General features: G+C 67.3%; 17 protein-coding genes, 1 other RNA gene and 1 pseudogene. 7 read left to right on the top strand and 12 right to left on the bottom strand.

The genetic code is table 11. The features are described from left to right. Positions 1–41: 41 nt before the first annotated feature. Together AVT10_RS18080 and AVT10_RS04135 are read left to right on the top strand one after the other, a co-directional pair. A complete protein-coding gene (locus AVT10_RS18080; RefSeq protein ID WP_157092680.1) occupies positions 42–215 on the top strand; it encodes a NepR family anti-sigma factor in 174 nt (57 codons plus the stop codon). Positions 216–306: 91 nt separating this feature from the next. Continuing rightward, positions 307–1,806 carry a sensor histidine kinase gene (locus AVT10_RS04135; RefSeq protein WP_084401324.1) on the top strand — a complete coding sequence of 500 codons (1,500 nt, stop codon included), beginning with the start codon at positions 307–309 and terminating at the stop codon, positions 1,804–1,806. Here the strand turns inward: AVT10_RS04135 and queE are convergent. From queE to AVT10_RS04100, 7 genes and pseudogenes are all read right to left on the bottom strand, one after another. Continuing rightward, positions 1,803–2,438, bottom strand: coding sequence for a 7-carboxy-7-deazaguanine synthase (gene queE, locus AVT10_RS04130; RefSeq protein WP_066688655.1), 636 nt, complete (start codon positions 2,436–2,438; stop codon positions 1,803–1,805). The two genes, AVT10_RS04135 and queE, sit on opposite strands and share 4 nt — an antisense overlap. Further along, positions 2,435–3,145: pseudogene (gene queC, locus AVT10_RS04125) on the bottom strand (7-cyano-7-deazaguanine synthase QueC); the annotation flags it as partial. The pseudogene queC and the gene queE, both read right to left, overlap by 4 nt. A 144-nt stretch (positions 3,146–3,289) precedes the next feature. Next, the gene (locus tag AVT10_RS04120; protein WP_157092679.1) at positions 3,290–3,709 is read right to left on the bottom strand and encodes a hypothetical protein; all 420 of its coding nucleotides are present in this window, start codon (positions 3,707–3,709) and stop codon (positions 3,290–3,292) included. 23 nt (positions 3,710–3,732) lie between these two features. Then, entirely contained in the window at positions 3,733–4,647 is a 915-nt protein-coding gene (hslO, locus tag AVT10_RS04115; protein WP_066688651.1) for an Hsp33 family molecular chaperone HslO, read from the bottom strand. 183 nt (positions 4,648–4,830) lie between these two features. Continuing rightward, the gene (gene argF, locus AVT10_RS04110; protein ID WP_066688650.1) at positions 4,831–5,748 is read right to left on the bottom strand and encodes an ornithine carbamoyltransferase; all 918 of its coding nucleotides are present in this window, start codon (positions 5,746–5,748) and stop codon (positions 4,831–4,833) included. A gap of 153 nt (positions 5,749–5,901) precedes the next feature. Further along, entirely contained in the window at positions 5,902–7,092 is a 1,191-nt protein-coding gene (locus tag AVT10_RS04105; protein ID WP_066688649.1) for an aspartate aminotransferase family protein, read from the bottom strand. Between the two features lie 99 nt (positions 7,093–7,191). Next, positions 7,192–8,028, bottom strand: coding sequence for an ABC transporter permease (locus tag AVT10_RS04100; RefSeq protein ID WP_066688648.1), 837 nt, complete (start codon positions 8,026–8,028; stop codon positions 7,192–7,194). A gap of 84 nt (positions 8,029–8,112) precedes the next feature. On the opposite strand from AVT10_RS04100, the gene AVT10_RS04095 reads away from it, so the two are divergent. Next, on the top strand, positions 8,113–8,865 hold the full coding sequence (locus AVT10_RS04095) for a GcrA family cell cycle regulator (protein WP_066688647.1): 753 nt from the start codon (positions 8,113–8,115) through the stop codon (positions 8,863–8,865). Between the two features lie 110 nt (positions 8,866–8,975). Here the strand turns inward: AVT10_RS04095 and AVT10_RS04090 are convergent, their stop codons facing one another. Together AVT10_RS04090 and AVT10_RS04085 are read right to left on the bottom strand one after the other, a co-directional pair. Then, positions 8,976–9,320, bottom strand: a complete 345-nt coding sequence (locus AVT10_RS04090; RefSeq protein WP_066688644.1) for an outer membrane protein — start codon at positions 9,318–9,320, stop codon at positions 8,976–8,978. Next, positions 9,254–9,709 carry a hypothetical protein gene (locus AVT10_RS04085; protein ID WP_126013659.1) on the bottom strand — a complete coding sequence of 152 codons (456 nt, stop codon included), beginning with the start codon at positions 9,707–9,709 and terminating at the stop codon, positions 9,254–9,256. Before AVT10_RS04085 ends, AVT10_RS04090 begins: the two co-directional genes overlap by 67 nt. 163 nt (positions 9,710–9,872) lie before the next feature. On the opposite strand from AVT10_RS04085, the gene parE reads away from it, so the two are divergent. Both parE and AVT10_RS04075 read left to right on the top strand, forming a co-directional pair. After that, on the top strand, positions 9,873–11,852 hold the full coding sequence (parE, locus tag AVT10_RS04080; RefSeq protein ID WP_066688641.1) for a DNA topoisomerase IV subunit B: 1,980 nt from the start codon (positions 9,873–9,875) through the stop codon (positions 11,850–11,852). A 70-nt stretch (positions 11,853–11,922) separates the two neighbouring features. Then, positions 11,923–13,221 carry a serine hydrolase gene (locus AVT10_RS04075; protein WP_066688687.1) on the top strand — a complete coding sequence of 433 codons (1,299 nt, stop codon included), beginning with the start codon at positions 11,923–11,925 and terminating at the stop codon, positions 13,219–13,221. On the opposite strand, the gene ffs is transcribed toward AVT10_RS04075, so the two are convergent. The 3 genes from ffs to tpiA form a co-directional block, all read right to left on the bottom strand. Continuing rightward, an RNA gene (ffs, locus tag AVT10_RS04070) (signal recognition particle sRNA small type) lies at positions 13,220–13,316 on the bottom strand. The two genes, AVT10_RS04075 and ffs, sit on opposite strands and share 2 nt — an antisense overlap. A 37-nt stretch (positions 13,317–13,353) precedes the next feature. Beyond that, complete coding sequence (locus tag AVT10_RS04065) at positions 13,354–13,761, bottom strand: hypothetical protein (protein ID WP_066688685.1); 408 nt, start codon at positions 13,759–13,761, stop codon at positions 13,354–13,356. 95 nt (positions 13,762–13,856) lie between these two features. Next, positions 13,857–14,603, bottom strand: coding sequence for a triose-phosphate isomerase (gene tpiA / locus AVT10_RS04060; RefSeq protein ID WP_066688639.1), 747 nt, complete (start codon positions 14,601–14,603; stop codon positions 13,857–13,859). 54 nt (positions 14,604–14,657) lie between these two features. Here tpiA and AVT10_RS04055 point away from each other — a divergent pair, with 54 nt between their 5' ends. Both AVT10_RS04055 and trpE read left to right on the top strand, forming a co-directional pair. Next, positions 14,658–16,685 carry a peptidylprolyl isomerase gene (locus tag AVT10_RS04055; RefSeq protein ID WP_084401323.1) on the top strand — a complete coding sequence of 676 codons (2,028 nt, stop codon included), beginning with the start codon at positions 14,658–14,660 and terminating at the stop codon, positions 16,683–16,685. Next, positions 16,682–18,178, top strand: coding sequence for an anthranilate synthase component I (gene trpE, locus AVT10_RS04050; RefSeq protein WP_066688635.1), 1,497 nt, complete (start codon positions 16,682–16,684; stop codon positions 18,176–18,178). The genes AVT10_RS04055 and trpE overlap by 4 nt, the downstream gene beginning before the upstream one ends. The last annotated feature ends 102 nt before the right edge of the window (positions 18,179–18,280 follow it).

The raw sequence follows: 18,280 nt of genomic DNA, 5'->3' as shown, positions 1-18,280 counted from the left end.
CCGGCGGCTATGGTCCGGGTTTCGGGGGAAGGCATTGCTTCGTGAAGGATGGTGAACAGGCGGCACGGCAGTCGAGCGCGAAAAAAGCGGTGACGCCTTCACCGGACAAGAAGGATACGTCCAACCTCGGCAATGCCCTGCGTGCCGTTTATCAGGACGCCGCGGGTGAGGCGGTTCCCGACGAGATGCTCGACTTGCTCAGCAAGTTGAAATAGTTCGCAGGATGTGACGACACCCTCCACCGGTCGGCGGAAGCCACCAAGCCCCGCCGCCGCGTTGCGCCGCGCCCCCACTGGCGCCAAGTTGATGCTGATCCTCAGCGCGGCGTTGCTTCCGCTCGCGCTGATCGCCTTGTTCGCTACGCTGCAGACATCCCGCGTCGCCGATGTCGACCTGCGCGCCCGCTTGCGCGTCGCAGCGACCGAGGCTTCGCGGGCCGTCGCGATCGAACTGGTCGGCGACATGACCGCGCTGCGCGTCGCGATGACCGCGATGGCGGAGGACCCGGCCGATTCCCCCAGCTGTGCGCGCGTCGAAGGCGTATTTGCGCAGCAGGCATCGGTCGGCGCGCGCTTCGGCATCTATTCCGCCGACGGACGGCTGGTATGCGGTACCGCGATCCCGGTACGCATGGAGGGCGCCCCCGATGCCGGCGGCGTCCGGGCGCAGGTGGTCGCGGATAGCGGGCTGGTACTCGACATTCGCGGCATCAGCTCGGCACGGGTCGTCGCGTTCTTCCCGGTCACCATGCTGCGCGAACTGGCCCAGCCCAGCGGCTTCGCATCGCCGTTCGAAAGCGGCCTGCTGCATGGGAAGGAAGCCGAACTGATCCTGTCGCAATTGCCCGAACAGGGTGGCATCGACCGGATGGAACGCGTCAACATTCCCCTGGGGATCGACGACCTGACCTTCGTCATGGCGGTGCGTCGTGCGCCGTTCACATCGTCGGCGATCATCGCGATGCTGCTGCCGCTGGTCATGTGGGTGGCCGCGACGGGTATCGGTTGGTTCGTGGTCGACCGGCTGCTGATCCGTCCGCTGCGCCGCCTGCGCGACGATATCGAACGCTATCGCCCCGGTCATCCGATGGCCGACGTCAATCTGGGCGCGGTCCCGGCCCAGGAGATCGCCGATCTGGGCGAGACGTTCCAGGAGCTGACCCATACCGTCGAGCGGCACGAGCAATCGATGGCGGACGGGCTGGTGCGACAGACCAAGCTGACCCGCGAAGTGCATCACCGGGTGAAGAACAACCTGCAGGTCATCTCCAGCCTGATCAATTTCCACGCGCGCAGCGCCCATGGCGCCGCCGCTGCCGACGCCTATGCCACCATCCAACGGCGGGTCGACGCGCTGGCGGTCGTCCACCGGCACCATTATGCCGAGATGGAGGAAAATCGCGGGCTGGAGCTGAAATCGGTCATCGGCGAACTGGCGTCGAACATCCGGGCGACCGCGTCCGGTTCGACCAGCAAGCTCGGCATCACGCTGAACGTCGAACCGGTGCTGGTGACGCAGGACGTGGCGGTCGCGGTATCGTTCCTGCTGACCGAGCTGATCGAGCTTGCCGTATCGGTCAATCCCGATGCCCAGATCGGCGTTTCGCTGCGCCATAACGCCGGTACGGATACCGCCGTCCTGCGCGCGACATCGCCGTCGCTGGTTGAGAGCGAGGAACTGGAAGCGCTCGTCGCCAGCCGCTATGGCCGGATCATCCTCGGCCTGTCACGCCAGCTGCGCGCGCCGTTGCACCATGATCCGCTGACCGGTGCCTACGAAATCGTGATCGCCGCCCGCGCGGCCTAACGCAGTCCCAGCAGCTTGTGCGTCTGGAGCGACAGGCGCCATTTGGGCCGGGCCATCGCAAAGTCGACCGCCGCTTCGCGGTGAGCGACTTCCATGCCGATCGCGTCCATCGGCTGCACCAGATGATGCGCGAAGTCCCATTGCTCGACCGCATCGACATCGATGCCATGTTGCGGCCAGACCAGCTTCAGTTCGTCGCCGTGCCGCTGCACGACCTCGCTGCCTGCCTTCGGGCTGATACAGATCCAGTCGATGCCGGGATGCGCCGCGATCGTGCCATTGCTTTCGATCGCGATCATGAAGCCGGCATCGTGCAACGCCGCGACCAGCGCGTCGTCGATCTGCAGCATCGGCTCGCCACCGGTCAGCACGACGAAGCGCCGCATGCGGTCGCTGCCCCACTGATCCTCGACCGCGGCGACCAACGCCGCGGCATCGGCGAACTTGCCGCCGCCGATCCCGTCGGTCCCGACGAAATCGGTGTCGCAGAACCGGCAGACGGCCGTCGCGCGATCCGCCTCGCGCCCGGTCCACAGGTTGCAGCCGGCGAAGCGCACGAACACCGCGCGACGGCCGGCATGGACCCCCTCCCCCTGCAGGGTCAGGAACATTTCCTTGACGGAATAGGTCATCGGCCGGTGTCGGGCTGTTCCGCATAGCGGGTCGGATCGGGCAGCCCCGCCTCGACAAAGCCGCGCGCGCGCAGCCGGCAGCTGTCGCACTTTCCACAATGCAGCTCGCCGACCGGATCGTAGCAGGACCAGCTCATGCCGGCATCGATCCCCAGCCGATGCGCCTCGCGGGCGATGTCAGCCTTGGTCATGTGCTGCAACGGTGCGTGGATGCGGAAGCGCGACCCTTCGACACCGGCGCGGGTCGCCAGTTCGGCCAGCCCTTCGAAACCGGCGATGAATTCCGGGCGGCAATCGGGATAGCCCGAATAGTCGAGCGCGTTGACGCCGATCCACAGGTCGCGCGCGCCCGCCGCCTCCGCCCACCCGAGCGCGAGGCTGAGGAAGATCGTGTTGCGTGCCGGGACATAGGTGACCGGGATCACATCCTCCTCGACCCCGTCCTTCGGCACCGCGATCGACGCATCGGTCAGCGCAGACCCGCCAAAGGCCGACAGGTCGAGCGGCAGCACGACATGGCGTTCGGCGCCCAGCGCCTGGGCGATGCGCCGCGCCGCGGCCAGTTCGACCACATGCCGCTGATTATAGTCGATCGACAGCGCCAGCAGCCGATGTCCCGCCTCGCGCGCCAGCGCAGCCGACACCATCGAGTCCAGTCCACCCGACACCAGCACCACGCTGAGGGGAGTATTCGTCATGCTGCGCCTGCTAAGACTTTCATCGGGTCAGGGCAACCGCCCGACACGAAACGGGCCGCACGATGGCGGCCCGCAGGAGGTTCATGCTTAGGGAGCGCATGCATGCCCGTAAGGACATTCGCGATCCCTACACCCTCCCGGCTAAACATGCGCTTAACGGCCGCGCGCGGCGCAGGTCCCGACGCGCCGAGCCTCGAACGCGTCGGCAAAGGGCATGCCGTCGACGATCCCCTCGCTCTCGATGCGCAACGCGCGCGGCGTGTCGACATGGATCGTGGTGCGGACATGGCCCGACCCCGGACAGGTATAATGCACCGTCGCAATGCGCGGCGTATCCTCGATCACGAAGCGGCTGCACTGTGCCGCGCGCAACCGCAGCCGGAACAGGACGGCGGTATCGGCGACGCAGCTTTCGCGCGCCGCCTCGGGCGATCCGGGACTGCGCAGCGACCAGTTGCCCGGTGCCACCGCGCGCATCGCCTGCAAGGTCGGAGCCGCCGCCGGCTGGGCGACGGCCGCCGAGCCGAAGCCGAGCGCCATCGCCAGCCCCAGACGCATCGCCAATCCCCCCATGCCCAATCCCCCCTTCGATCGCCTCAGGCGGCGATATCGGCCAGCGCGAGCGGAAATTTCGTCGCGCAAAAGGCGCAATCGACGGTGATGACGCCCTGCTCGTCGGCCATCGCGACGCGCTCCTCGGCCGGGAAGCGCGAGATCACGCCTGCAATATACTCCCGGTCGCAACGACAGCCGCGCGACAACGTGGTGCTGGCCAGCACGCGCACTTCGCGCTCCTCGTTGAATAGGCGCCATACGAGCGTTTCGAGCGGCAGCATCGGGTCGGCCAGTTCGTCCGCGCCCATCGTCGCCCCCAGCGCCTCGACATGATGCCATTCGGGATGGTCGAGCCGGGTGTGGAGCCGCTCGCGCCCCTCCTCGCCCTCCGGCAGATGCTGGAGGAAGATGCCGCCCGCGATCCGCTGCCCATTATCGTCGACGCCGATGCCCAGGCGGACCAGCGACGGAATCTGTTCGGACTGGAGGAAATAGCTTTCCGCCGCCTGCGCGATCGATTCCCCGTCCAGCGCCACGATGCCCTGATAGCGCTCGCCCGACGTCACCTGGTCGAAGGTGATCGCCAGATAGCCCTGCCCGAACAGCGCGAACAGCGACGGGTCCTCGCCCAGCTCGGCCAGCCGGTCGGCATCGAAATCGACATAGCCCCGCAGCTCGCCATTCTTGTAGTCGCAGACCATCAGGCGGATGATGCCGCCCTGCGTCTGCGCCTGCAGCGTCAGCTGGCCTTCCGCTTCCTTGAGCGTCGAACCGAGCAATGCGGTCAGCGCCAGCGACTCGGCCAGCAGCTTTTCGATCGGCACGGGATAGGCATGAGCGGCAAGGATCGACTGGGCGACCGGCCCCAGCCGCACGACACGACCGCGCGCGTGATGGTCGGGAAGCGTGAACCCGATCGCACGGTCGAGGTCGGGAAGGCGGACGGTATCGGACAAGCGAAAGCTCCTCTTGCCCGAACGTGCCGGGCAAACTGTGATCGATCACTCACATGGTAGCCCGCGCGCCATTTCGCAAGCGGTTTGACGTCGCCGCCCTTCGCATCTGCAAAAAGCCGGGCGGTCCGCGTCCCGTCATGGAACGCGGACCGCCCGGCCTATACACCGTGCGTCAGCCGCGGGTCAGCCGACCAGGCCGAAGCACCAGCGCAGGATCGCCTTCTGCGCATGCAGGCGGTTCTCCGCCTCCGGCCAGATCAGCGACTGCGGTCCGTCGATGACCTCGGGCGTCACTTCCTCGCCGCGATGGGCGGGCAGGCAGTGGAGGAACACCGCGTCGGGCTTGGCATGGGCCATCAGCGCATCGTCGACCTGATAGGGAGCCATGGCGGCGAGCTTCTGCTCGGCATGGGCCTGCCCCATCGAAATCCACGTATCGGTCACGATCACATCGGCATCGCGCACCGCCGCCACCGGATCGCGCGTGATCGTGGCGCGGCCGCCCGCCGCCTCGATCACTGCCGGCGCCGGATCATAACCTTCGGGACAGGCGGCGACGACGTCGAAGCCCATCAGCGCACCGGCCTCGACGATCGAATGCAGCACATTGTTGCCATCACCCAGCCATGCCCATTTCAGGCCCGGCAACGCCTTGCCCGCTTCGATCACGGTCAGCAGGTCGGCGACGATCTGGCAGGGGTGCGAATGATCGGTCAGGCCGTTGATGACCGGGACCGAGGCATAGCGAGTCATTTCGTCCAGCTTGGCCGGATCGTCGGTGCGCACCATGATGGCGTCGCAATAGCCCGACAGGACGCGCGCGGTGTCGGCGACCGTCTCGCCGCGCCCGAGCTGGGTGGTGCCGGCGTCGAGCACCAGCGCCGATCCGCCGAGCTGGCGCATCGCCATGTCGAACGACACGCGGGTGCGGGTGGACGATTTCTCGAACACGCAGGCGAGCGTGTGGCCGGCGAGCGACGCGTCGGCATCGGCGCGGCCCTTCGGCCAGCCCTTGCGCGCGGCCTTGGCGTCGAGCGCGTCGTTGAGGATGGCGGCGATGCCGTCGGCACCGGCCGAGGCGAGATCGAGGAAATGGCGCATTCTCTTAAAATCCTCCCCATCGCAGATGGGCAGGGGGGACCATGCGAAGCATGGTGGAGGGGTCTCCACCGCCGTGTCGCATGGGGCGTTTTCCCCCTCCACCAGCCTGCGGCTGGTCCCCCTCCCCATCTCCGATGGGGAGGATTTGCTACATCAATCGTCGGCGACCGGCACATAGACCCGTGCCGCCGCCGACAGCTTTTCCACCGCCTCGGCGATATGGCTCTCGTCGATCACCAGCGGCGGCAGGACGCGGACGACATTGTCGCCGGCCGCCACCGTCAGCAGATTGTGATGATCGCGCAGGTGCGCCACGAAGCGGCGGCTGTCCGACTTGAGCTTCAGGCCGAGCATCAGCCCCATGCCCCGCACCTCCTGAAACAGATGGTCGTAGTTCGGGATCATCTGTTCGAGGCTGGAGCGCAGCCGGTCGCCCATCGTCTTCACATGGTCGAAGAAGCCGGGTTCGAGCATCACGTCGAGCACCGCCTGCCCCGCGGCCATCGCCAGCGGGTTGCCGCCATAGGTCGACCCATGGGTGCCGAACACCATGCCCTTGGCCGCTTCGGCCGTGGCGAGGCACGCGCCGAACGGGAAGCCGCCGCCAATGCCCTTGGCCGCCGACACGATGTCGGGCGTCACGCCATATTGTTCGTGCGCGAACAGCGTGCCGGTCCGGCCATAGCCGCACTGGACCTCGTCGAGGACCAGCAACAGCCCGCGCTCGTCGCATGCCTTGCGCAGGCCGGTCAGGAATTCGGGCGTCGCGGTGCGCAGGCCACCCTCGCCCTGTACCGGCTCGACGAGGAAGCCGGCGGTATGGTCGTCGATCAGTGCCAGCGCACCGTCGAGGTCGTTGAACTCGGCATATTTGAAACCGGGTAGCAACGGCTCGAACCCGTCGCGCATCTTGGCCTGATTGGTGGCCGAGATGGTGCCGAGCGTGCGGCCATGGAACGCCTGATTGAAGGTAATCAGCGTGTGGCGTTCGGGATTGCCGTTGGCGAAGTGAAACCGGCGCGCGGTCTTGATCGCGCACTCGACCGCTTCGGCGCCCGAATTGGTGAAGAACACCGTATCGGCAAAGCTGTTGTCGACGATCCGCTGCGCCAACGCCTCGCCTTGGGGGCTGCCATAGAGGTTGCTGACATGGATCAGCGTCGCGGCCTGTTCCTGGATCGCCTTGGTCAGATGCGGATGGCCATGGCCCAGCGCGTTGACGGCGATACCGGCGGCGAAGTCGAGATATTGGGTGCCGTCCTCACCATAAAGATAGCAGCCCTCGCCTCGGACCGGACGCACGCCGCACCGTGGATAGACGGGCATGAGCGCGGGGGTCGTCATCGAACTGCTCCTTCATGAGAAATATCGGCGTTCAAAACGCAAAAGGGCGGCCAACCGGGCCGCCCGGAGCGGCGCTGTACCGCCCCTTGGGGCGTTACGTCAATTCTTGAGCTTCCACCCCGACCGCAGCAACGCGTAGCAGCCGATCGCCATCGCGATATCGACCAGCAGAATGACCGCACCGCCCAGCAGCACCGGCGAATCGGCGCGTTCGAGGAAGCCGTAACGGAAGCCCGAGATGATGTAGAAGAACGGGTTCAGGTGGCTGATCGATCGGAACAGCGGCGTCAGCGCTTCGACCGAATAGAAAGTGCCCGACAGCAGCGTCAGCGGCCCGATGACGAAATTGGTGATAGCGGCGGCATGGTCGAACTTCTCCGCCCAGATCGACGTCATCACCCCGGCCAGCGCCAGGAAGGTCGAACCGAACAGCCCGAACCACAGCACCGCGCCCGGATGGCGCGGCATCACATGGACGCCGGGATAGAGCAGCATCGCCCCCCACAGCACGAACCCGACGAGGAACGCGCGGGTCACCGCACCCCCGACCAGCGCGGCCAGCAATTCGCCGGTCGACAGCGGCGGCATCAGGTAATCGACCACCGTCCCCTGGATCTTGCCGACCAGCAGCGCGAAGCTGGAATTGGCGAACGCGTTGTTCAGCATCGCCATCGCGATCAGCCCAGGCGCCACGAAATCGGGGAACGGCACGCCCAGCACGGTGCGCCCCGCCCCGCCCATCGCGACCGAAAAGATCACGAGGAACAACAACGTCGTGACCGCCGGTGCCCAGATGGTCTGAAGCTGCACCTTGAAGAAACGGCGCACCTCCTTGATATAGAGCGTGCGCAGCCCACCCCAGTTCACGTTCCGGATGACCGGCACGCCGGGGTCGGCGATGATGATTTTCGTGCGCGACGGGGATTGTTCCTGCATGGCTGTGTCGCCTAATCGCTGGCGCGCGCGGCGGCAAGGATCATGGTCGTCTGCGCGATGACGAGTTGAAGGACGAAGACGGGCATGAGCTGGACCGAAGAACGCATCGCGACACTGGCCAAGATGTGGGAATCGGGGATGACCGCAAGCCAGATCGCCGAGGAACTGGGCGGGATCAGCCGCAATGCGGTGATCGGCAAGGCGCATCGCCTGGGCTTGCAGTCGCGCCCCTCGCCGGTGAAGTCGAACGATGCGGCGAAGGCTGCGGCCCCCGCGCCCAAGCCAGCGGCGGCGCCCGAACCCGCTCCGGCCGTCGCGGCCCCGCCGCCCCCTCCGCCCGCGCCGAAGCCGGCGCCTGCGCCCGAACCGAAGCCCGAACCGGTCGCCGCCGCGCCGGTGGAGAACGATCCGTTCACGCCGCTGCCCGAGGACGATCAGGCCGACGAGGTCGAGGACGTGGAGGAAGACGAAGCCCCCGCCGTCGCGCCGCGCCGTGCCGAACCGGTGATGCGCTCGGTCGGTCCGGGCGGCTTCCTGCGTCAGAACCCGGGCGAACAGAGCGCCCCGCTGACCCCCGCCCCGCCCCGCCGCCTGGTGCCGGCGCGGCCGAGCGACGCGATCGCCGGCAAGACGACGCTGCTCGACCTGAACGACCGCATCTGCAAATGGCCGATCGGCCATCCGGGCGAACCGGACTTCCACTTCTGCGGCGAGAAGGTGAATCCGGGCTTCCCCTATTGCGTGGACCATTGCGGCCATGCGTATCAGGCGCAGCTCCCCCGCCGCGACCGCCGTCCGCCGCCGCCGCTACCCTATGGTGGCCCGCGGGTTCGTTAATCGCGCAAGGCCGAGCGAAAGCTCGGCCACGCTCTCAGGCGATCAACCCGGCCGGCGCGGCCCAAAGCCGCGACCGACGGCATGGGCTTTGCCCATGCCGGCCAACCCTCTCAAAACCGAAAATTCGCCCGGACGCGCGCGCTATGCCAGTCGAACCGGCGATCCGCGTTGCCTGTGAACGGCAACCGCTCCACCTGCCCGCGCGACCGTTCGGTAACGCTGGCGAAGGTGTAGAGCACACCGATCGAGAAGCGCTCGGACACCAGCTGATCCACCCCGCCCCCGGCAGTCCATCCCAGGCCATTGCTGCGGTTGCGGTCTGCGGCGAACCCGTCGACCGCGTTTGCGGCCGGTCCGCGATCGATCCGCGCCAGCACCGCGCCGCCCGTCACATAGGGCAGCGTACTGCCGAGCGCATAGCCGGCGCGCAGCCGCCCCTGCGTGTTCCAATCCATGACCTGGCGATACGCTGCTGCATCGTCGCATCGCCGGCGGCACGCCTGCCGATATTGCTCCGCCCCAGTTCCGCGACCGCTCCGACGACGACATCGCCGAATTGTACGTCATAGCCGACATGGCCGCCATAGCCCGACCGCTCGCCATCGCGGTGGCATCCGGTCTGGTCGGACGCGGCACGGTGACTGCACGCGATCGCACCGAACGTCGTGCGGTGCGTATCGGCGAACAGCTTGTCGAGATCATTGTCGCGTAGCGCCGAAACCTCGCGGTCGTCGCGCGGGAAATCCAGCCCCGCGCCGATCCCGGCATAGCCGCCGGTCCAGGGCCGCGGTTCCTGCGCAAGCGCCGGCATCGCCATGGCCGCCGTCGCCAGACCTGTCGTCATCAACCCTGCAAACCGCATCCGAACCCCGTTTTCCGCAGTGCCGATGCGTCGTCGAACGGCTCACACTGCGTCCCGCTCCCGCAGCGCAGCGTAACTTTTCATTGCCAAAAGTTGCCCGACGCGGTGCTTTGCGGATGGCCCCGTTTCGTTCTATACCCCGACCATGGCCGACAATCTGTTCGAAGCGAACATCCCCACCCCGCCCGCCTATGACGCGTCCTCGATCGAGGTGCTGGAAGGGCTGGAGCCGGTACGGCGGCGGCCAGGCATGTATATCGGCGGCACCGACGAACGGGCGCTGCACCATCTGGCCGCCGAGGTGCTCGACAATGCGATGGACGAGGCCGTCGCAGGCCATGCCACCCGGATCGAGGTGCAGCTGGACATCGGCAACCGGCTGACCATCATCGACAATGGCCGCGGCATCCCGGTCGATCCGCACCCGAAATTCCCCGACAAGTCGGCGCTGGAGGTCATTCTCTCCACGCTGCATTCGGGCGGCAAGTTCGCGGGCAAAGCCTATGCGACGTCAGGCGGCCTGCACGGCGTCGGCATCTCGGTCGTCAACGCCCTGTCGGTCGACACGGTGGTCGAGGTCGCGCGCGACCGGCAGCTGTATCGGCAGCGCTTCTCGCAGGGGCAGACGCTCGGCCCGCTCGAACATGTCGGCGCCGCCCCCAACCGGCGCGGTACGCTGGTCGCCTTCACGCCCGATGCCGAGATTTTCGCCGATTTACAGTTCAAGCCCGCGCGGCTGCACAAGCTGGTGCGGTCCAAGGCCTATCTGTTCGCGGGCGTCGAAATCCGCTGGAAATGCGCACCCGAACTGGTCGCCGGGACCGACGTACCGGCCGAAGCGGTGTTCCAGTTCCCCGGCGGTCTTGCCGATCACCTGCGCGAACAGATTGGCGGGCGCGAATGTGCAACCGCCGATTTCTTCACCGGGCGACAGGATTTCCCGGGTGAAGCCGGCCGCGTCGAATGGGCGGTGGCGTGGCCGCTGTGGAGCGACGGCAGCTACAGCTATTATTGCAACACCATCCCGACGCCCGATGGCGGTACCCACGAACAAGGGTTGCGGCAGGCGCTGGTGCGGGGACTGCGCGGCTTTGCCGATCTGGTCGGCAGCAAGCGAGCCAAGGACATGACCGCCGACGACGTGACGGTCGGGTCCGAATTGATGCTGTCGGTGTTCATACGCGACCCGCAGTTTCAGAGCCAGACCAAGGATCGCCTGACCAGCGTCGAGGCCGCCAGCCTCGTCGAAAAGGCGGTGCGCGACCATTTCGACCATTTCCTCAGTCACAACATGGACCGGGGCAAGGCGCTGCTCGGCCTCGTGCTCGACCGGATGGACGAACGCCTGCGCCGCAAGGCGGAGCGCGAGGTCAAGCGCAAGACGGCGACGTCGTCGCGCAAGCTGCGCCTGCCGGGCAAGCTGACCGACTGCGCGTCGGACGATCCCGCCGGCACCGAATTGTTCATCGTCGAGGGCGATTCGGCGGGCGGTTCGGCCAAGCAGGCGCGCGACCGCAAGACGCAGGCGATCCTGCCGATCCGCGGCAAGATCCTGAACGTCGCCTCGGCAACCAGCGCGAAGATCCTCGCCAATCAGGAAATCGCCGACCTGATCCTCGCCATGGGCTGCGGCACGCGCAAGGACTGCCAGCCTGATGCGCTGCGCTACGAACGCATCGTCATCATGACCGACGCCGATGTCGACGGCGCGCATATCGCGACGCTTCTGATGACCTTCTTCTTTCAGGAGATGCCCGATATCGTCCGGCGCGGGCACCTCTATCTGGCGCAGCCGCCGCTGTACCGCCTGACGGTCGGCGCCAAGTCGCTCTATGCCCGCGACGATGCGCATCGCGCCGAACTGGAACGCACCGCATTCAAGGGCAAGAAGGTCGAGGTCGCGCGGTTCAAGGGGCTGGGCGAGATGAACCCGGGCCAGCTGCGCGAGACGACGATGGACCCGGCCAGCCGCAGCCTGATCCGCATTACCCTGCCGCAGGAATATGAGGAACGCGCGGCGGTAAAGGACCTGGTCGACCGGCTGATGGGAACTAACCCGGCGCACCGCTTCGCCTTCATCCAGGAAAATGCCGCGCGGCTGGACGACGAGGTCATCGACGCCTGAACGCATCGATTGACGCCTCTTCCTCGATGCCGCAACCTCCTGACGAACAGGGGTTTTGGGGGAAGATGCGATGGTGCCCATGATGATGCTGGCCGCGATCATGTCGCCGTCGGCGCAGGCGCAGCCGGCCGCCGCGACGATCGAGAGCCGCGCTCGCGAGGTCGTCGCGCTGCTGGGGGGCACCGGCGACTATGATGCGACCTTTGCGCCGTCGTTCCGCACCGCCGTACCCCGCGCGCGGTTCGACGCGATCGCCGCACAGTTGCAGCAGGCGCTCGGCAAGCCGACCGGTGTGGCGGCGATCGAGGCGACCGGCCCATGGGCGGCACAGATCCGCATCGCCTATGACGGCGGTACCCTGAACGCGGACCTGACGCTCGATCCAGGTGGCAGTCATCAGATCATCGGCCTGCTGGCGAAGGGCGCCGAACCGCGCGGTCCGGCGGCGCAGACGCTGGACGCGGTGGTGGAACAGCTGGCCGCCCAGAATGGCACGAGCGTGTTCGCACTCGCCCGGCTGGGCGACGGGTCGCCGCGTCTGGAAAAGGCCCGCAACGCTACTACCCCCATCGCGATCGGATCGGCGTTCAAGCTGGTGATCCTCGCCGAACTGGTCCGCTCGATCGAGGCAGGCGAGCGCAAATGGAGCGACGTCGTCACGCTCGACGGGTCGGCGCTGCCCGGCGGCGGCTATGCGCAGCAGCCAAAGGGCACGCAGATCGCGCTGCGGGAACTCGCGGAACGGATGATTTCGGTCAGCGACAACAGCGCGACCGACATCCTGCTGTTCCACCTTGGCCGGGCAAAGGTGGAGGCGATGTTGCCGGTCGTCGGCTTTACCGATGGCGGCGTGCGCAATGTGCCCTTTCTTGGCGCACTGGAGGTCTTCAAGCTGAAAGGCGTGGACGGTGGCGCGCTGGGCACGCGCTATCTGGCGATGGATGCGAAGGCGCGGCGGGCGTTTCTCGATGGGCCGGTGCGCGACACGCCGATTGCCGCCATTCCGCGCGACCTGTTCCAGAACGGAAAGCCGCTGCGCATCGTCGAACTGGAATGGTTCGCCAGCCCCAACGACCTGATCCGCGCGATGGACTGGCTGCGGCGGCATATGGACGGAACGGCCGGAGCGGAGCTTCGCGCCATATTGTCGAAAAATCCCGGCTTGCCCGATGCGACGAAGCATTGGCGCTATGTCGGGTACAAGGGCGGTTCGGAACCTGGCGTGCTGACCATGACCTTCCTGCTGCAGGCCGGTAATGGTGCATGGTATGCGCTGACGGCCGGGATCAACGATCCCGCGCGCGATGTCGATACGTTGAAATTCACCGGGCTGATGAACCGCGCGCTGGACCTTGCCGCGCCGCGATAAAGGTGGGAGCCGGACGACCCGCTGCGAAATCGTTGCGGCTGCTTCCTTCCGGACCTGACCGGGTTGGCGACGGCATCGTCCGCCCGACTCCCGCGCGCCATATGGGCGAAGCGGAAGCCGGACGCAAGGGGATCAGCTGCGTTTCGGCAATCGCGAATAGGGGACGAAATCACCGAGCGAGATCGAACCGCTCATCATCCGCGAATTGCGGTCGACCAGGTTGACGATATCGATCCGACACAGCTGCGTCCCGATCGTCCGCGTGACGAGGATGTCGTCGCGGTCGAGGATACCGCTCCCCGACGGCCGGTTCACGAACAGCGTGCCGTTGTTCATGCGATAGACGATGGCGGTATTCGGCACGATCTCGCTGGAGCGGATATCGCGCAGGTTGATGCAGTCGACCGGCCGGCCCGCGTCGCGACGCTCGGTAATGCGCGACAGCGCCGCTTCTCCGGCGACATTGTCTCGGTCGCGGGCCGCCAACGGGACCGCGCTGGCGGTGATCAGGGCAATCAACAACAGCTTGAAAACACGCATGATCGTCATCCCGGCTACAGCAATATGCACGGTATAGCATGTCCGGGATGAACCGACACTGACGCGGACCGTTCCACCCGCGCCAGCGCTCCCCCTTACAGGCTGGCTGCCGCCTCGATGATCGGCACGAATTTGTCGGCAGTCAGGCTTGCCCCTCCGACCAGCGCGCCATCGACATCGTCGATCGACAGGATCGCGGCGGCGTTGGCGCCGGTCACCGACCCGCCATAGAGGATGCGGATACCATCGGCGGCGTCGCCGACCATCTGGCGCAGCTTGGCGCGGGCGATGGCGTGGACCTGCGCGATCTCGTCGGGCGACGGAGTCCGCCCGGTCCCGATCGCCCAGCGTGGTTCATAGGCAAGCGTGAACCAGTCGCCGCTGGCCCCTTCCGGCACCGATTTCTCGATCTGCGCCTGCACGACGCGTTCGGCACGCCCGGCATCACGCTCGGCCTCGGTCTCGCCGCAGCACAGGATGACGTTAAGCCCGTGGCGACGGGCGGCCGCGGCCTTGGCCCATGCGTCGTGGCTCGTCTCGTTCTGGTCGGCGCGGCGTTCGCTATGGCCGACGATCACGATCGTCGCACCCGCTTCCACCAGCATCTCCGCCGACACGCAGCCAGTGTGCGCGCCACGGTCGTTGGCATGGACGTCCTGCCCGCCGATCTGCACCGACCTGGCGATCTCCGAGGCGGGATGCACCAGCGTGGCGGGCACGCACAGCGCAACGTCGACGCCCGGTGCAGCGGCAGCGGCGGCATCGATCTTGGCGATCTCAGCCAGCTGCCCGCGAAGCCCGTGCATCTTCCAGTTCCCTGCCACCAGCTTGCGACGACTCATACCCATGGCTCCCCGAGCGTTTTACATGTTCTACAGCCGATAGCGCATGTGGCGATGCGCGCAACCTTGAAGCGGGCGCGACCGCCTTCTAAAGCGGCATCCTTTCATTCCTTTCGATCGGTTGCACGGATGCTCGGTTTCTTCAGGCGCATGACCAAGTCGAAGGTCGGCATCTTTGTCGGCCTGCTGTTGCTGGCGGTCATCGCCATCGGCTTCGCCATGGCCGACCTAAACGGTCTGCGCCCGTCATCGCTGGGCGGCAGCGGTGCGACCGTCGCTACCGTGGGTGACGACACGATCACCGACACCGCGCTGACCGAGCGCATCCGGGGCGACGTGCAGCAGGCGGCGCAACGCCAGCCCGGACTGGATACCGCGCGCTATATCGCAAGCGGCGGGTTCGAAGGGTCGCTCAACCGCGCCATTTCCGACGCGGCGCTGCGCCAGTTCGCGCAGGACCACGGGCTGGTAGTGTCCGACCGCTATGTCGACGGCCAGATCGCCAGCCTGCCGGCGTTCCAGGGGCTGGACGGCAAGTTCGACCAGCGCACCTTTGAACAGGCGTTGGCCCGTGCGCGCATCACGCCGCAGCAGTTGCGCGACGATATCCGCCGCGCGACGCTCACCCGCCTGATGCTCGCCCGCACGCTGCAGGCGAGCTACATGCCGCAGCAGCTGGCGCTGCCCTATGCGTCGCTCGCCAAGGAAGCGCGCAGCGGACAGGTCGCGATCGTGCCGACCGCCGCCTTCCCCGCCCCGGCCGCACCGACCGACCAGCAGTTGCAGGCCTATTACACCGCCAACCGCGCGCGCTACATGATCCCGGAGCGTCGCGTGATCCGTTACGCGATCGTCACCCCGGCCAGCGTGACCGCACAGGCGACGCCGACCGATGCCGAGGTGCAGGCCGCCTATCGCGCCAACGCCGCACGCTTCGCCGCATCGCAGACCCGCAGCGTGTCGCAGGTCGTCGTCGCCGATCAGGCAGCTGCGACCAAGCTGGCGCAGGCGGTACGCGGTGGGCAGGCGCTGAACGCCGCCGCCAGCGCGATCGGCCTCGAAGCCACGAACTTTGCCGGACAGACCAAGGGGCAGCTCGCCGCCAAGACCTCGCCCGCCGTCGCCGAAGCCGCGTTCGGCGCGCAGCAGGGGGCGGTGGTCGGCCCGGTGCAGTCGCCGCTCGGCTTCGTCGTGTTGAAGGTCGATGCAGTGACGCAGGTTCCCGGCAAGACGCTCGAAAAGGCCCGCCCCGAACTGGTCGCCGAACTGACCAAGACCAAGGGCGCGACCGCGCTGGGCGCGATCCAGGAGAAGATCGACGGCGGCATCACCGATGGCGCGACGTTCGACGAGATCGTCAAGGACGCCAACCTGTCGGCGCAGGCGACCGCCCCGGTCACCGCGCAGGGCGTCGATCCGTTGAAGCCGGCGCAGCCCGATCCGGCGCTGGCGCCGATCATCGAAGCGGGCTTTGCCGCGGAGTCGGGCGACGCGCCGCAGATCGTGCAGACCGCGGCCGACGGCACCTTCGCACTGGTATCGACCGGCGACGTAACCCGCGCCGCGCCGCGTCCACTGGGCGAGATTCGTGAGCAGGTCATCGGCCAGTACAAGCAGGATCAGGCGTTGAAGGCCGCCCGTGCGGTCGCCCAGCAGATCCTGACCAAGGTCAATGGCGGGATGCCGCTCGGCACCGCCGTCGCCCAGTCGGGCACGCGCCTGCCCGCGCCGCGCCCGGTCAATGCCTCGCGCGCGCAGCTGTCGCAGATGGGGCCGCAGGTTCCCGCCGCACTGCAGCTGATGTTCTCGATGGCGCCCAAGAAAGCCCGGCTGACCGCTGCACCCAATGGCGAAGGCTGGCTGATCGTCTATCTTGACGGCATCCAGCGTGGCGACGCGACCAACGACAAGGCGGCGATCACCGGCGTCGGACGCGAACTGGGCCAGTTGAGCGGCAACGAATATGCCGAGCAGTTCGTCGAGGCGGTGCGCCGGCAGGTCGGCGTGAAGCGCAACGAGCAGACCATCAACCGCGTCCGTAACGAACTGGTCGGCGGAGCCACCCCCGCGCCCGCGCAATGAACGGGATCGAGGGGGTAGACGCCGCCCGCGCCGCGCTGGCCGAGGGACGGCCGGCGCTGCTGTGGACCACGCGGGTCGCGGATACCGAAACGCCGGTCGCCGCCGCGCTCAAGCTGATCCAGCCGGGGCGGGGCGACTTCCTGCTCGAATCGGTCGAGGGCGGGTCGGTGCGCGGTCGCTACAGCCTGTTGGGGCTGGCCCCCGACCTGGTGTTCCGGGCGCAGGGGCATGGCGCGGCGATCAACGCCGACTGGCTGACCGATCGCGAGGCCTTCGCGCCGTGCGGCGAACCGACGCTCGCCGCCCTGCGGACGCTGGTCGGGCAGTGCCGGATGGACGTTCCGGCCGCCCTGCCCCGCGCACTGGCGTGCCTGGTCGGCTATTTCGGTTACGAGACGGTCGGGCTAGTCGAAACGCTGCCGCAGGCGGCGGAGGACGCGCTGCACCTGCCCGACATGATGTTCGTCCGGCCGACCGTGCTGCTGGTGTTCGACCGGCTGTCGGACACGCTGTTCGTCGTCGCGCCGGTGTGGCCCGGTGCCAGTGTCGAAGCGGCGGCGGAGCGGATCGAGGCGACGGCGGCGGCGCTGGATGCCGCCGCCCTGCCCGTGCCGGCGCGGCTGACCGAGGTGCCCGAACTGGCGCTGGCCCCCACCCTGCCCGCCGGCCGCTATGGCGAGATGGTCGCGGCGGCGAAGGAATATATCGCGGCGGGCGATATCTTTCAGGTCGTGCTGGCGCAGCGTTTCACCACGCCCTTTCCGCTGGAGCCGTTCGAGCTGTACCGGGCGCTGCGGCGGATCAACCCGTCGCCATTCCTCTATCATCTCGACCTGCCGGGCTTTGCGCTGACCGGGTCCAGCCCGGAAATCCTGGTGCGGCTGCGCGATGGCGAGGTCACGATCCGGCCGATCGCCGGTACCCGCCCGCGGGGTGCCACGGCGGCGGAGGACGAGGCGAACCGGACCAGCCTGCTCGCCGATCCCAAGGAACGGGCCGAGCATCTGATGCTGCTCGACCTGGGCCGTAACGATGTCGGTCGGGTCGCGTCGAGCGGCAGCGTCCGGGTGACCGATAGCTATACGGTCGAATTGTACAGCCATGTCATGCACATCGTGTCCAATGTCGTCGGCACGCTGCGGTCGGACGCCGATGCGCTGGACGCGTTGTTCGCCGGTTTCCCGGCCGGCACCGTGTCGGGCGCGCCGAAGGTACGGGCGTGCCAGGTCATCGCCGAGCTGGAGCGCGAACGGCGCGGGGCCTATGCCGGCGGCGTCGGCTATTTCAGCCCGGACGGGTCGATGGATTCGTGCATCGTGCTGCGGACCGCGGTGGTCAAGGACGGGATGATGCACGTCCAGTCGGGCGCGGGCATCGTCGCCGACAGCGACCCCGCCTATGAACAACGCGAGTGCGAGGCGAAGGCAGGCGCGCTGCTGGCGGCGGCGCGCGAAGCGGTGGCCCAAGCGGGCAAGGTTCGTTTCGGACAATAGCGCGGAAGTTTACGAAGTTTGCGCTAGGTTCATGTTGCAGGCGTAGGATGTTTGGCGGCGGTCGGCGGCCAAGCATTTGCAATCGCATGATTCGTCAAAGGT

The organism is Sphingomonas hankookensis (assembly GCF_001619955.1).
GTDB classification, from domain to species: Bacteria; Pseudomonadota; Alphaproteobacteria; order Sphingomonadales; family Sphingomonadaceae; genus Sphingomonas; species Sphingomonas hankookensis_A.
This window is presented reverse-complemented; position numbering and strand designations above follow the sequence as displayed.

Coding starts and splice junctions, on each gene's coding strand:
- tpiA (WP_066688639.1), bottom strand. CDS start 14,603: ATGAGTCGTCGCAAGCTGGTGGCAGGGAACTGGAAGATGCACGGGCTT.
- argF (WP_066688650.1), bottom strand. CDS start 5,748: ATGCGCCATTTCCTCGATCTCGCCTCGGCCGGTGCCGACGGCATCGCC.
- AVT10_RS04065 (WP_066688685.1), bottom strand. CDS start 13,761: ATGCGTGTTTTCAAGCTGTTGTTGATTGCCCTGATCACCGCCAGCGCG.
- AVT10_RS04120 (WP_157092679.1), bottom strand. CDS start 3,709: ATGGGGGGATTGGCGATGCGTCTGGGGCTGGCGATGGCGCTCGGCTTC.
- AVT10_RS04090 (WP_066688644.1), bottom strand. CDS start 9,320: ATGGATTGGAACACGCAGGGGCGGCTGCGCGCCGGCTATGCGCTCGGC.
- AVT10_RS04100 (WP_066688648.1), bottom strand. CDS start 8,028: ATGCAGGAACAATCCCCGTCGCGCACGAAAATCATCATCGCCGACCCC.
- AVT10_RS04095 (WP_066688647.1), top strand. CDS start 8,113: ATGAGCTGGACCGAAGAACGCATCGCGACACTGGCCAAGATGTGGGAA.
- AVT10_RS04105 (WP_066688649.1), bottom strand. CDS start 7,092: ATGACGACCCCCGCGCTCATGCCCGTCTATCCACGGTGCGGCGTGCGT.
- queE (WP_066688655.1), bottom strand. CDS start 2,438: ATGACCTATTCCGTCAAGGAAATGTTCCTGACCCTGCAGGGGGAGGGG.
- AVT10_RS04085 (WP_126013659.1), bottom strand. CDS start 9,709: ATGACGACAGGTCTGGCGACGGCGGCCATGGCGATGCCGGCGCTTGCG.
- parE (WP_066688641.1), top strand. CDS start 9,873: ATGGCCGACAATCTGTTCGAAGCGAACATCCCCACCCCGCCCGCCTAT.
- trpE (WP_066688635.1), top strand. CDS start 16,682: ATGAACGGGATCGAGGGGGTAGACGCCGCCCGCGCCGCGCTGGCCGAG.
- AVT10_RS04055 (WP_084401323.1), top strand. CDS start 14,658: ATGCGCGCAACCTTGAAGCGGGCGCGACCGCCTTCTAAAGCGGCATCC.
- AVT10_RS04135 (WP_084401324.1), top strand. CDS start 307: ATGCTGATCCTCAGCGCGGCGTTGCTTCCGCTCGCGCTGATCGCCTTG.
- AVT10_RS04075 (WP_066688687.1), top strand. CDS start 11,923: ATGGTGCCCATGATGATGCTGGCCGCGATCATGTCGCCGTCGGCGCAG.